Source organism: Streptomyces afghaniensis (genome assembly GCF_044327915.1).
GTDB classification, from domain to species: Bacteria; Actinomycetota; Actinomycetes; order Streptomycetales; family Streptomycetaceae; genus Streptomyces; species Streptomyces afghaniensis.
In genome coordinates this window covers 49,765-62,554 of the sequence record NZ_JBIRGJ010000005.1, presented here as the reverse complement: position 1 = coordinate 62,554, position 12,790 = coordinate 49,765, and the positions used below count along the sequence as shown (strand labels likewise).

Here is a 12,790-nt window from a genome sequence, read left to right as displayed (position 1 = left end):
GGCGCGGGGCCGTGCCGACGTGCGGCTCCGCCGCGTGGGCGCGACCGGCCACAACGGCCCCGCAGTCCCCCACCACCTCAGCCCACCACGGTCACGGTCCCGGCCCCCACGGTCCGCCCACCTTCACGGATGGCGAACCCGAGCCCCGGCTCCAACGGCACCTCCCGCCCCAGCTCCACGGTCATGACCACCGTGTCCCCGGGCCGGGCCACAGCCACCTCGCCGAGGTCGACGTCCCCCACCACATCCGCCGTACGGATGTAGAACTGCGGCCGGTACCCGCTGGAGACAGCCGTCGTACGCCCACCCTCACGCGCGGACAGCACGTACACCCGCGCCGTGAAGTGACGGCTCGGGACCACACTCCCCGGCGCGGCCACCACGTGCCCCCGCCGGACAGCGTCCCGGGGAACCCCCCGCAGCAGCAGCGCCACGTTGTCCCCGGCCTGCGCCTCCTCCATCGGCTTGCCGAAGGTCTCCAGCCCGGTGACCACCGTCTCGACGCCGGCCCCGAGCACCTCGGCCTTGTCGCCGACCCGCACCGTGCCCCGCTCCACCGCACCGGTCACCACGGTCCCCCGCCCGGTGATGGTCAGCACGTTCTCCACGGACAGCAGGAACGGCGCGTCCAGGTACCGCTCCGGCATCGGCACATACGTGTCCACCGCGTCGAGCAGCGCCTCGATCGACGCCGTCCACCGCGGGTCCCCCTCCAGCGCCTTCAGCCCCGAGACGCGTACGACGGGTACGGAGTCGCCTCCGTAGCCGTGCGCCGTGAGCAGGTCGCGTACCTCCAGCTCGACCAGGTCGGTCAGCTCCTCGTCCCCCGCGTCGGCCTTGTTGAGGGCGACCACGATGTGGTCGACGCCCACCTGCCGGGCGAGCAGCACGTGTTCGGCGGTCTGCGGCATGATCCCGTCGAGCGCGGAGACGACGAGGATCGCCCCGTCGAGCTGCGCGGCGCCGGTGACCATGTTCTTGACGTAGTCGGCATGGCCGGGCATGTCGACGTGCGCGTAGTGCCGGGTGTCGGTCTCGTACTCGACGTGCGCGATGTTGATGGTGATGCCGCGCGCCGCTTCCTCGGGCGCCCGGTCGATCCGGTCGAACGGCACGAACGTGCCGGTGCCGCGCTCGGCGAGGACCTTGGTGATGGCGGCCGTGAGGGTGGTCTTGCCGTGGTCGACATGACCCATGGTGCCGATGTTGAGATGCGGTTTCGTACGGATGTATGCCGTCTTGGACATGGCTGTACCTCGAAGCGTCTGGTCAGCGAAGAAGAAGGTGGGACCCCGAGGACCTGCCCGACCCTCCCCTTGCGGGGTCCGCCGGACGAACCGGAGAGGGTCAGCTTCGGGCGCCGTCTGCAACGGCCGTGAGAACCACGACGGCAGCCTTCGGGGCATCCGTGACCACGGATGCTGCGAGGGTGAAGGCGTGCCGGAACATGTGTCAGATCATTGCCGACGCTTTACCGCACGTCGAATGGTTTTCGGCGCCCGCCCCGTCGGTTCCGGGCGGGGATGCGGACGGCCGCCTGTGACGCTCGTGAGACGAACCATACGGCGATCACACACATTTGTCGGTTAGTGTCACCGGATGCTCGATGCCACCACCCGCTCTGGGGGCACCGCCACGGCCTCTCCCCGGGCCAGCACCGCGGAGCTCGCCGTCGCCGTCCCCTCGGCAACGACCGCCTCGCCCGTCCCGTCCACCGGTTTCACCGCTCGCTGCACGAGAGTTCTGCTCTCCCCGTGGTCGAGGCTGTCCCTGCTCGTCGCGCTGCTCGCCGCCGGCGCGTGCGGGGTGCTGCTGTTCGAACCGCAGCGGCTGCTGACGCAGGGCTGGCCGCCACAGCTCGGCGGAGCCATGGCGGCGGTGGTGTTCGCGGTGGCGTACGGCGTGTGCACGGTGGCGTTCGTACCGAGGCCGCTGCTGAACCTCGCGGCGGGGGCGCTGTTCGGTTCGCAGCTGGGCACCGGCGTGGCGCTGGCGGGCACGGTCCTCGGTGCCGGGATCGCCTTCTGCCTGGGCCGGGCGCTGGGCCAGGACGCCCTGCGGCCGCTGCTGCGCGGGCGCTGGCTGAAGGCCGCGGACGGCCAGCTCAGCCGGCACGGCTTCCGCTCGATGCTGGTGGTGCGGCTCTTCCCCGGTGTGCCGTTCTGGGCCGCGAACTACTGCGCCTCGTTCTCCCGCATGGGCCTGCTGCCGTTCCTCCTGGCGACGGGCCTCGGCTCGATCCCGAACACCGCCGCCTACGTCGTGGCCGGCGCCCGCGCCTCCACCCCGACGTCCCCCGCCTTCCTGATCGCCCTGGCCTGTATCGCCCTGCCCGCGCTGGCGGGTGTGGTGGTGGCCTGGCGCAAGCGGCACCGCCTGCGCCAGCTCTGACCAACCGTCAGGCCCGGTCGGCTCACACCCGTTCCAGCACCATGGCGTTGGCGAGTCCGCCCGCCTCGCACATGGTCTGCAGGGCGTACCGGGCGCCCCGTTCCCGCATCGCGTGCACCAGCGTCGTCGTCAGGCGGGTGCCGCTCGCGCCGAGGGGGTGGCCGAGCGCGATGGCGCCGCCGTGCACGTTGACGCGGGCGAGGTCGGCGCCGGTCTCCTGCTGCCAGGCCAGTACGACGGCCGCGAACGCCTCGTTGACCTCGAACAGGTCGATGTCGTCGAGGGTCAGCGACGCCCTGCGCAGCACCTTCTCGGTCGCCGGGACGACGCCCGTGAGCATCAGCAGCGGGTCGGAGCCGGTGACGGCGAAGCTGTGCAGCCGGGCGAGCGGGCGCAGGCCGAGCCGGGCCGCCGTCTCGCTGGAGGTGATGAGCACCGCCGAGGCACCGTCGTTGACCGGGCTGGCGTTGCCCGCCGTGACGTTCCACTCGATCTGCGGGAAGCGTTCGGCGAAGCCGGGGTCGTGGTAGGCGGGCTTGAGGCCGGCGAGGATCTCGGGGGTGCTGCCGGGCCGCACGCACTCGTCGCGCGTGACGCCCTCCAGGGGCGCGACCTCGGCGTCGAAGAGGCCGCCGTCCCAGGCCGCCGCGGCCCTGTGGTGCGACGAGACGGCGAAGTCGTCCATCTGCTCCCGGCCGATCGACCACTTGGCGGCGATGAGTTCGGCGCTGATGCCCTGCGGGACGAGTCCCTCGGGGTAGCGCTCGGCGATCCCGGGGCCGAAGGGGTCCTTGCCCGGGGGCACGTTCGACCACATCGGCACCCGGCTCATCGACTCGACCCCGCAGGCCACGACGAGGTCGTACGCGCCCGAGAGGACGCCCTGGGCCGCGAAGTGCACGGCCTGCTGGGAGGAGCCGCACTGGCGGTCCACGGTGGTCGCGGGCACCGACTCCGGGAAGCCAGCGGACAGGGCGGCGTAGCGGGTGGTGTTCATGGCCTGCTCGCCGACCTGGTCGACGGTGCCGCCGATGACGTCGTCGATCAGCGCCGGGTCGACGCCGGAGCGTTCGACGAGGGTGCGCAGGGTGTGGGCGAGGAGCTCCACGGGGTGGATGTGCGCCAGGGCGCCGTTCGGCTTGCCCTTGCCGATCGGGGTGCGTACGGCTTCGACGATCACTGCGTCACGCATGTGCGGCCTCCACGGCTACCAGTGAGTAGGAAATCCAAACTCACAGTAGCCCCATGGGTTGGAAATTCCAACCCTCTCCTACACTGAGCCTCATGGCCACCGGCAAAGACCCCCGCCCCTGCTCCATCGCCGACACCCTGGCCCTGGTCGGCGAGAAGTACTCGCTGCTCGTGCTGCGGGAGGTGTGCCTGGGCAACGGCCGTTTCGACCAGCTGGTGCGCAACATCGGCGCACCGCGCGACATCCTCGCCACGCGGCTGCGCCGGCTGGTCGACGCCGGGATCCTGGTCAAGCAGCCCTACAGCGAGCGTCCGCAGCGCTTCGAGTACCGGCCCACCCGGGCCGGGCTGGAACTGGAGCCCGTGCTGATGACCCTCATGGCCTGGGGCGATCGCCATCTGCGCACGGACGGCGACCGTCCGATGGTCGTGGAACACTCCTGCGGCCGGGCGCTCGCCCCGGTCGTCACCTGCCGGGCCTGCGGCGACGAGTTGCGCCACGAGGACCTCAGGGCCCACCCCCAGGCTCCCGGCTGGTCGGTGACCGGACCGACGGCGGCCTGATCCCGCCCCTGCCGCGGAGCACCGGCCAAACCCCTGTGTCGGAGCGGACATCCGGGGGCGCTACGCTTCCCCCTCGGCACATCTGATCCCCCGGTCATCACACCCGGCGGCCCGGTGTGCCCGTCGTCCGTTCCACGATCGGCACTTGGACTCCGCTACCTCATGTCTTGGTTCGAATCACTCATCCTCGGACTCGTCCAGGGGCTGACCGAGTTCCTCCCCGTCTCCTCCAGCGCGCACCTGCGGCTGACGGCGGCCTTCTCGGGCTGGGAGGACCCGGGCGCGGCCTTCACGGCGATCACCCAGATCGGCACCGAGGCCGCCGTGCTGATCTACTTCCGCAAGGACATCGGGCGGATCATCTCGGCGTGGTCGCGCTCACTCATGAACAAGGAGCTGCGCAGCGACCCCGACGCGCGGATGGGCTGGCTGGTCATCGTCGGCTCGATCCCGATCGGTGTGCTCGGCGTGACGTTGAAGGACCAGATCGAGGGGCCGTTCCGGGACCTGCGGATCACCGCGACGATGCTGATCGGCATGGGCATCGTCCTGGGCGTCGCCGACCGGCTCGCGGCACGGGACGAGAACGGCGGCAAGCACCGCGCGCCCAAGCAGCGCAAGGCCCTGGAGGACCTGGGCGTGCGGGACGGCCTGATCTACGGCGTCTGCCAGGCCATGGCGCTCATCCCGGGCGTCTCCCGCTCCGGCGCCACCATCAGCGGCGGCCTGTTCATGGGCTACAAGCGCGAGGCCGCGGCCCGCTACTCCTTCCTGCTCGCGATCCCCGCGGTGCTGGCCTCCGGCCTGTTCGAGCTCAAGGACGCGACCGAGAGCGGCCATGTGTCGTGGGGGCCGACGATCTTCGCGACGGTCATCGCCTTCGGGGTCGGCTACGCGGTGATCGCGTGGTTCATGAAGTTCATCTCGACCAAGAGCTTCATGCCGTTCGTCTGGTACCGGATCGCGCTCGGCATCCTCATCATCGCCCTGGTGTCGATGGGGGCGCTGAGCCCGCACGCGGCCGAGTCGGCGGGCTGACCCGGCGGGCCTGTGACCCGCATCTCGTGACCAACCGCATAGCGCCGGGGTAGCCGTCCGGTAGCGGGCTGTCAGTGGCTGCCCCTAGGCTTGTCCGCATGTCCCCCGATTTCGTGACCCCTGGTTCCGTGCGGTCCGCCGCCGAGGTCAACGAGGAGATCCGTGCGCTCTGGCGGCGCACGGGCGGCACCCTGTCGGCCGCGGAGCGCGCGGAGTACGAACTGCTCGTCGTCGAGTGGGCGGCCGCGATCCGCGGCGCCGTCGTCAAGGCGGCCTGACCCCGCCTCCGCCCTCTAGGCGCAGAGACCCTCAAGCACCTCCCCCTGGACGGGGTACGGCCGCTCCTCGGGCAACAGCCCGGCGGCCGCGTCGAGTTCACCAGCCCGCACCAGCGCGTGAACCTCCGTGGCGAGCGGCGTGACGTCCTCGATGCCCACGATCCACTCGTCGGCGTACCGCGCCGCCGCCTCCCCCGAGAGCCCCAGCTGGAGCGAACGGTGTGGCAGCGGGTTGAGATGCAGGTCCCGCTCCGGATCCCACTGCACGCGCGCCGGCGCCTGCCTCAACTGCCGTTTCCAGTCGGCCCGGTCGCCGTGCAGGACGGGGACGTGATGGGACAAGCAGGCGTTGCGCAGGGCCCACAGGAAGCCCTCGCTGCTGATCTCGACCGCCAGGACCGTCTCCTGGCCCTCCTTGGTGCCCCAGCCGCAGCGGTACATCATCCACAGGAACGACGGCTTGATCCATGTCATGCGGTCGCGCTTCCAGGACGACGGGAACCGGCCGTGGCGGGCGGCGGGGCCGCCGATCTCCGGGCGGTAGGCCTGGTAGACGGTGATCGTGGACTCGGTATGGCGGGCGCGTATCCGGAATCTCGGTTCGTTCTGATCGTTCACGGAGGACAGGCTGGGCCTCCGGGGCCCTGGCCGGCCACCGAATATCACGCACACCCCTTGGCTGCGCACCTCCGGTGCCCAACACTGAGCCGATGACGCAGCGCGTGGAGCTCGCCACCGTGAGGGACCGGCTGGCCGTCGACGGAGTGATCACCGACTACGCGGTGGCGGTCGACGACGGTGACTGGGAGGCGTACCAGGGACTGTTCGTCCCTCAGGGACGGGCAGACTACCGCTCGGCCGGCGGCATCGAAGGGGAGGCCCCGGCCGTCGCCGCGTGGCTCGCCGAGAGCATGCGGCTCTTCCCGATCCGGCAGCACCTGATCGTCAACCGGCGGGTGCGCTTCGGTGTCTGGGAGCAGGACACCGGCGACACGGCCCGGGTCCAGGCCGACTACGTCAACCCCATGGCCGCCGAAGGGCCCGCGCCCGACTTCGTCTGCGGCGGCCGGTACGCCTTCGGGCTGCGGCGCACGATCGACGGCTGGCGGCTGAGCGAGGTGGTCGTCCGGGAGAAGTGGCGGCGCCTTCCCGAGCGGCGGACGGCACCTGTGGTCGACTGACCTCGCGGGCGTCCTCTGTCCTAGATCGTCCGCAGGGCGCACACTGGAGGCACCCGCGGGTAGGAGGCGCCTATGAAGACGCTCGGCCACTGGCTCGCCTCCCCGTGGCGGCGCTCGGCCGCCGCCGTGATCGCGGGCGCCCTTCCCGTACTCGCCTATCCCGCCCCGTCCCTGTGGTGGTGCGCCTACGTCGCCCTGGTCCCCTGGATCCTGCTGGTGCGCAGCGCGCCGACCGGAAAACGCGCGGCGTACGACGGGTGGTGCGGCGGGTTCGGCCTGATGCTGGCCATGCACCACTGGCTGCTGCCGTTCCTGCACGTGTTCACGTTCGTCCTCGCCGCGCTGCTCGGCGCCCTGTGGGCCCTGTGGGGGTGGCAGGTGCACCGGCTGCTGGCAGGCCTGCCCTCGCGGCGGCGGATCTCGGCCGCGCTGGTCGTCCTGCCGTCCGGCTGGCTGGCCATCGAGCTGGTCCGCTCCTGGCAGGGCCTCGGCGGCCCTTGGGGCATGCTCGGCTCCAGTCAGTGGCAGGTCGAGCCGGCGCTGCGGCTGGCCTCGGTCGGCGGGGTGTGGCTGCTCAGCTTCCTGATCGTGGCCGTGAACGTCGCGGTCGCCGTCCTCGTCTCGGTCCGTCAGGCCCGCGTGCCCGCCATGGCCGGGCTCGTCGCCACGGCCGCCGCCACCTCCGCCGCCTGGACCCTCTCGCCCCGCCCCGACGTCGACGGCCAGGTCAGGATCGCCGTCGTCCAGCCCGGCGTCGTCGACGGCCCGGGCAACCGGCTCGCACGCGAGGAACAGCTCACCCGCCGGCTCGCCGGACAGGACGTCGACCTCATCGTCTGGGGCGAGAGCAGCGTCGGCTTCGACCTCGGGGACCGGCCCAACCTCGCCCGGCGGCTCGCTGACCTGTCCCGCGCGACGGGCGCCGACATCCTGGTCAACGTGGACGCCCGGCGCTCCGACAAGCCCGGCATCTACAAGAGCTCCATCCTGGTCGGCCCCGACGGCCTCACCGGCGAGCGCTACGACAAGATGCGGCTCGTCCCCTTCGGCGAGTACGTCCCGGCCCGCTCCCTGCTCGGCTGGGCCACCTCAGTCGGCAAGGCGGCAGGCGAGGACCGCATGCGCGGCTCCCAGCCGGTCGTGATGAACGTGGGGGACAACCTGCGCGTCGGCCCGATGGTGTGCTTCGAGACGGCCTTCCCCGACATGACCCGCCACCTCACCCGGGAGGGTGCCGACGTGCTGATCGGCCAGTCGTCGACGTCCACGTTCCAGAACAGCTGGGCGCCCGAGCAGCACGCCTCCCTCGCCGCGCTGCGCGCCGCCGAGACCGGCCGCCCGATGGTGCACGCGACGCTGACGGGTGTCTCCGCCGTCTACGGCCCGAGCGGGCAGCGCGTCGGCTCGTGGCTCGGGACGGACGCGTCCGCCACGCAGACCTACGAGGTGCCCCTCGCCCACGGCACCACGCCCTACGTGCGCCTCGGTGACTGGACCGTGCGCGCGGCGATGCTGATCCTCGCCGCCTGGGCCGCCGGTGAGGGCCTGCGGACGCTGCGGCTCAGGCGGTCGGCTCCTGAACCGCGCGTACCACCCGCTCGCACAACTCATGGGTCTCCAGCGCGTCCCGGGCACTGAGCACCCGGCCCGCCCTGACCGCGTCCAGGAACGCCAGCACCGCCTGTTCGATACCGCGCTGCCGGGCGACCGGCACCCAGTCGCCGCGCCGGCGCACGGTCGGCTGCCCCTTGTGGTCGACGACCTCGGCGAGGTTGATCACCTGCCGCTTGGTGTCCTGCCCGGACACCTCCAGGATCTCCTCGGCGGAACCGCTGAGCCGGTTCATCACGCCGAGCGCGGTGAAGCCGTCGCCTGCGAGCTGGAGCACGATGTGGTGCAGCAGGCCGCCTCGGACGCGGGCGCGCACGGTGACGTCGTCGACCTCGCCGGGCACCAGGAACCGCAGCGTGTCGACGACGTGGATGAAGTCGTCGAGGATCATCGTGCGCGGATCCTCCGGGAGCCCGATGCGGTTCTTCTGCATCAGGATCAGCTCGCGCGGATGGTCGGCGCACTGCGTGTAGCCGGGGGCGTGACGCCGGTTGAAGCCGACGGCGAGGCTCGTGCCCCGCTCCTCGGCGAGCGCCACCAGCCGCGCGGACGCGTCGAGTTCGTAGGCGAGCGGCTTGTCGACGTACGTCGGCACGCCCGCCTCCAGCAGCCGGGTCACGATCTCCGGGTGCACGATCGTGGGCGCGTGCACGAAGGCGGCGTCGAGGCCTGCCGCGAGGAGGGATTCGAGGGTCGTGTGCCGCCGCTCCGGCGGGACGTGCAGGCCGTCGGCGACCCGGTCGAGCGTGGCGGGCGTGCGGGTCTGCAGGTGCAGCTCCACCCCGGGCTGGAAGGCGAGGACCGGAAGGTAGGCCTTCTGCGCGATGTCGCCGAGTCCGATGCAGCCGACCTTCACGGGGTGCTCTCCTCTAACGGTTGCCTGCCGGGGTCTGCCCGGAGCATACGGCGTCCCCAGGAGGCCGCCAGTCGGCGATGCCGTCGAAGCTCCGCAGGAACAGCGCGGGTCCGGCCTTCGACAGCGCGGCCAGGGCCGTGTCGCGTACGACCGTCCCGACGCGGCTGGTCATGAGGTTGAGCCGGGCCACCCGCACGGCCTGGCGTGCGACGGCGGTCGTACGGGACAGCCGGGCGGCGGTGTAGGCGGGGAGGTCGTCGCAGTGGTGCGCGAGGACGATCGCGTCCTCGATGGCCTGGTTGCCGCCCTGTCCGAGGGTCGGGGGCATGGCGTGCGCGGCGTCGCCGACCAGGGCGACCCTGCCTCGGTGGTAGGCGGGCAGGGGCTCGGCGATGTGGTGGACGTCGTGCCGCAGTACGTCCTCGGGGCGGGCGGCGGCGAGCACGGCGGGGATCGGGTCGTGCCAGTCGCCGAAGCGGCGCAGCAGCTCGGCCTTCTCGTCGTCGGGCGCGCGTCCACCGGCGGGTGTCACGGCGGCGGCGTAGGCGTAGACGCGGCCGTCCTTGAGCGGGTGCGTGCCCCAGATGCGGCCCCTGCCCCAGGTCTCGTGCGAGGCGAACGCGGCACCGGGGACGGGGATCACGACCCGCCAGGTGGTGAATCCGGAGTAGACGGGCCCCGGGTGGCCGGGGAAGAGCGCGCGGCGTACGGCGGACCGGACGCCGTCCGCGCCCACCACCAGGTCGGCCTCCAGCTCGCCGTGCGCGGTGGTGACGCGGGCGGGCCGGCCGGTGTCACCGCTGTCGGCGAGGGTCGCGGCGGCGTCCGTACGGACGGTGTCCGGAGGCAGCAGGGCAGTGAGGCGCTCCACGAGGGTGGCCCGGTGGAGCAGCACGAGCGGGCCGCCGAAGCGCTCGGCGGCGGCCTCGGCGGAGGAGCGCGAGAGCCACCGGCCGGACGGTGTGCGCAGCCCGCCGTCCCCCGACCAGGCGGCGAGGTCGCGGATCTGGTCGCCGAGGCCGATGACGTCCAGCGCGCGCAGGGAGTTGGGAGCCAGGGAAATGGCGGCGCCGACCGGCTCCAGTGAGCGGGCGCGCTCCAGCACGGTGACGCGCCAGCCGCTCAGGGTGCAGTGCGGCCGCCGCGGTCAGGCCTCCGATTCCGCCGCCGATCACGACGGCCCGCCTCGCCTGTGTCATGGCTCCTCCTCGAACCGCGGCCGGACTTGTCCGACCTTGTGACTACATCTGTAGTCCCGCGTCGACTTTACTACGGCTGTAGTGAGACGGGTAGCGTGACCTCCATGTCCGTACGCACCACCGGCCCGGCCCGCTCCGACCTCGTCGCCGACACCGCCCTCGCCCTGCTCGCCGAGCGCGGGATGCGGGGCCTGACGCACCGGGCCGTCGACGAGGCGGCGGGACTCCCCCAGGGCTCCACGTCGAACCTCGCCCGGACCCGGCAGGCCCTGCTGGAACTGGCGGTGCGGCGCCTGGCCGACCGCGAGGCACGGGTGCTGGCTCTGCACGAGATGCCGGATCCCCGGGCCGGGACCGGCTCCCTGGCGGACGCGCTGGCCCTGGCCACCCACCGCGCCCTGACCCGCAACCGCGAACTCACCCTCGCCCGCTACGAACTGGCCCTGGAGGCCACGCGCCGCCCGGAGCTGCGGGCCTGCTTCGACGCGACCGGCGCCCGCTTCCGTGACCAGCTGGCCGCCCTCGTCACCGGGATGGGCTCGACCGATCCGGCCCGGCACACGCTGTCCCTGATCGCCTGGGCGGACGGGTTGATGTTCAGTTGCGTGGCGGGGTCGTTCGGCGCCGAGGTACCGAGCCTGGAGGAGGTGCGGGCCGGGCTGCGGGAGCTGCTGGACGGGATGCTCGGGGCCTGAAAAAAGCCGTGGTGCCGCAAGGGGCGTTGGGAAAGGATGCGGGCATGACGACCGAACGCCGCATGCCTGCCCCGACCGCCGACGAACGCACCATGCTGGAGGGCTGGCTGGAGTTCCACCGGGAGACCCTCGCGTGGAAGTGCGAAGGACTGACCGACGAGCAGCTCAGGTCCCCCGCCGTGGAGCCCTCCGATCTGTCCCTGCTGGGGCTGGTGCGGCACATGGCGGACGTGGAGCGGAGCTGGTTCCGCCGGGTGCTCACGGACGAGGCCGTGACACCGCTCTACTGGAGCGACGAGGACCCGGACGGCGAGTTCCGCCTGACCGGGGCGGACACCTACCAGGAGGCATACGCCGCCTGGCAGGCCGAGATCGAGACCGCCCGGAGCAACGCCGCCCGCTTCGGCCTGGACGACCTCTCCGAGGGCAAGCACCGCCGCACCGGCGAGCGGTTCAACCTGCGGTGGCTCTACACCCACATGATCGAGGAGTACGCGCGGCACAACGGCCACGCCGACCTCATCCGCGAGCGCATCGACGGGTCGACCGGCGACTGACGTCACCCAGGACGGGCCGACCGCCTCCCTCCGGGGCGGGAGATCACCCGTGCGGGGCATCCTCCACCCGTCCGCTGCCCTGCCGCGGGCCGGACGCACCAGAGTGACGCGGGTGCATCGAACCACAGCGACTCTCCTGGTGACCGTGGCTGTCTCGGCCCTCTCCGGCTGTACGACGGTCCAGCATCCGCCCGCACCGGGGCTCTCGGCGGCACCGTCCCGGCCGCCGGCGCCGCCGGCGGAGGAACACAAGGAGACACAGATCGTGCAGGCACCGGCCCGCGAAGCTCTGCAACTCATCGAGGGGCCCAGCCGCCGCGAGCCGACAGCGTCCGCACCCCGCCCGACCACGCCCTCGGCGGCCTCGCCGGAACGGATGCGGCCGCCCTCCGGCACCCGTGACGTCCGCCCGGGTCCCGCCCGCCCGGAACGCCCTGCGCCGGCCCCGCGCGGCCCACGGCGCCCGTACGCCGAGCTGCCCGGCGTCCCGGAGTCGGTGCGTCAGGACGTCCACGAGAACGTCCCGGACCACACGGACGTGTGCGCGCTGGGCATGCGCTACGGGGGGTGGCGGGCGGACAGCCCGGAGGCGACCATCTGCCGCGACACCTACAGGCGCTGAACCGCGTCGGGGGGTGCGTTCACGGCCGCTGCCTCGGCGGTGTCCACGTCCCCCCGCCGTCCTCGCCCAGCCGGGACTCCAGTCGGCTGATGGCCGCCCGGACGCCCTCGCCGTAGGGATCGTCGGAGAGGGCCGCGGCTGCTCCCCGGGCCCGCCGCAGGTGTGCGCGGGCCGCGTCGCGGTGGCCGAGTCTGTCGTAGTCGGCGGCCAGGTTGAGGTGCAGGGAGGGGTAGAACGCGCGTACCGCCAGGGCCCCCTCCCCCGCGGTCGTCCCGGCGTCGGTGATCTCCTCCGCCGCCGTCAACGCGCGCAGGTCCCAGGCCAGCTCGTCGGCCGGATCGTCCTGCGTGTCGGCCAGGTAGTGGGCGAGGGTGCAGCGGTGCAGCGGGTCGCCGTGCTCCCCGATCTCCGCCCACAGGTCCAGGAACCGCTGCCGGGCCTCCTCCCGGTCCCCGGCGTGGTGCAGCATGACGACCTGCCCGATCCGCGTAGGCACGGCATCCGGCACCGCCTGTCCCTGTCGCTCCACGACCACGCCCTCCGAGACCGCTCGCCCGCTGTTCCTCCCGACGCTAACCGCAGGCCGGGAGGATCCAGCTGAGGCCGC

General features: G+C 72.5%; 14 protein-coding genes and 1 pseudogene. 9 read left to right on the top strand and 6 right to left on the bottom strand.

The genetic code is table 11. The annotated features are described in order from the left end of the window. Positions 1–77: 77 nt before the first annotated feature. Positions 78–1,247, bottom strand: coding sequence for an elongation factor Tu (gene tuf / locus ACH4G3_RS19010; RefSeq protein WP_397625572.1), 1,170 nt, complete (start codon positions 1,245–1,247; stop codon positions 78–80). A 352-nt stretch (positions 1,248–1,599) separates the two neighbouring features. On the opposite strand from tuf, the gene ACH4G3_RS19005 reads away from it, so the two are divergent. After that, positions 1,600–2,391, top strand: coding sequence for a TVP38/TMEM64 family protein (locus ACH4G3_RS19005; protein WP_397625571.1), 792 nt, complete (start codon positions 1,600–1,602; stop codon positions 2,389–2,391). A 22-nt stretch (positions 2,392–2,413) separates the two neighbouring features. Here ACH4G3_RS19005 and ACH4G3_RS19000 read toward each other — a convergent pair whose 3' ends face one another. Further along, a complete protein-coding gene (locus tag ACH4G3_RS19000; RefSeq protein ID WP_397625570.1) occupies positions 2,414–3,583 on the bottom strand; it encodes a thiolase family protein in 1,170 nt (389 codons plus the stop codon). 92 nt (positions 3,584–3,675) lie between these two features. On the opposite strand from ACH4G3_RS19000, the gene ACH4G3_RS18995 reads away from it, so the two are divergent. The 3 genes from ACH4G3_RS18995 to ACH4G3_RS18985 all read left to right on the top strand — a co-directional run bounded on the left by ACH4G3_RS18995 (position 3,676) and on the right by ACH4G3_RS18985 (position 5,462). Beyond that, positions 3,676–4,146, top strand: a complete 471-nt coding sequence (locus ACH4G3_RS18995) for a winged helix-turn-helix transcriptional regulator (RefSeq protein ID WP_397625569.1) — start codon at positions 3,676–3,678, stop codon at positions 4,144–4,146. A gap of 162 nt (positions 4,147–4,308) precedes the next feature. Then, positions 4,309–5,184 carry an undecaprenyl-diphosphate phosphatase gene (locus ACH4G3_RS18990; protein ID WP_397625568.1) on the top strand — a complete coding sequence of 292 codons (876 nt, stop codon included), beginning with the start codon at positions 4,309–4,311 and terminating at the stop codon, positions 5,182–5,184. A gap of 98 nt (positions 5,185–5,282) precedes the next feature. After that, the gene (locus ACH4G3_RS18985; RefSeq protein ID WP_354739636.1) at positions 5,283–5,462 is read left to right on the top strand and encodes a hypothetical protein; all 180 of its coding nucleotides are present in this window, start codon (positions 5,283–5,285) and stop codon (positions 5,460–5,462) included. Positions 5,463–5,477: 15 nt separating this feature from the next. Here the strand turns inward: ACH4G3_RS18985 and ACH4G3_RS18980 are convergent, their stop codons facing one another. After that, complete coding sequence (locus ACH4G3_RS18980) at positions 5,478–6,080, bottom strand: DUF4291 domain-containing protein (RefSeq protein WP_397625567.1); 603 nt, start codon at positions 6,078–6,080, stop codon at positions 5,478–5,480. A gap of 92 nt (positions 6,081–6,172) precedes the next feature. Between ACH4G3_RS18980 and ACH4G3_RS18975 the strand changes: the two genes are divergently transcribed. Further along, entirely contained in the window at positions 6,173–6,643 is a 471-nt protein-coding gene (locus tag ACH4G3_RS18975) for a nuclear transport factor 2 family protein (RefSeq protein ID WP_397625566.1), read from the top strand. A gap of 72 nt (positions 6,644–6,715) precedes the next feature. Continuing rightward, positions 6,716–8,281: an apolipoprotein N-acyltransferase gene (lnt, locus tag ACH4G3_RS18970; protein WP_397625565.1), complete on the top strand. Its 1,566-nt coding sequence runs from the start codon at positions 6,716–6,718 to the stop codon at positions 8,279–8,281. Here lnt and ACH4G3_RS18965 read toward each other — a convergent pair. Both ACH4G3_RS18965 and ACH4G3_RS18960 read right to left on the bottom strand, forming a co-directional pair. After that, the gene (locus ACH4G3_RS18965) at positions 8,205–9,110 is read right to left on the bottom strand and encodes a Gfo/Idh/MocA family protein (protein WP_397625564.1); all 906 of its coding nucleotides are present in this window, start codon (positions 9,108–9,110) and stop codon (positions 8,205–8,207) included. The two genes, lnt and ACH4G3_RS18965, sit on opposite strands and share 77 nt — an antisense overlap. 13 nt (positions 9,111–9,123) lie before the next feature. Beyond that, a pseudogene (locus tag ACH4G3_RS18960) lies at positions 9,124–10,309 on the bottom strand (FAD-dependent monooxygenase). A gap of 104 nt (positions 10,310–10,413) precedes the next feature. Here ACH4G3_RS18960 and ACH4G3_RS18955 point away from each other — a divergent pair. The 3 genes from ACH4G3_RS18955 to ACH4G3_RS18945 all read left to right on the top strand — a co-directional run bounded on the left by ACH4G3_RS18955 (position 10,414) and on the right by ACH4G3_RS18945 (position 12,183). Then, positions 10,414–11,004 (top strand): TetR/AcrR family transcriptional regulator, encoded by a 591-nt coding sequence (locus ACH4G3_RS18955; protein WP_397625563.1) that lies wholly within the window; start codon positions 10,414–10,416, stop codon positions 11,002–11,004. 44 nt (positions 11,005–11,048) lie between these two features. Beyond that, entirely contained in the window at positions 11,049–11,561 is a 513-nt protein-coding gene (locus tag ACH4G3_RS18950) for a DinB family protein (RefSeq protein ID WP_397625562.1), read from the top strand. Between the two features lie 145 nt (positions 11,562–11,706). Continuing rightward, entirely contained in the window at positions 11,707–12,183 is a 477-nt protein-coding gene (locus ACH4G3_RS18945; protein ID WP_397625561.1) for a hypothetical protein, read from the top strand. 19 nt (positions 12,184–12,202) lie between these two features. On the opposite strand, the gene ACH4G3_RS18940 is transcribed toward ACH4G3_RS18945, so the two are convergent. Beyond that, positions 12,203–12,718, bottom strand: coding sequence for a hypothetical protein (locus tag ACH4G3_RS18940; RefSeq protein ID WP_397625560.1), 516 nt, complete (start codon positions 12,716–12,718; stop codon positions 12,203–12,205). Positions 12,719–12,790 lie beyond the last annotated feature (72 nt).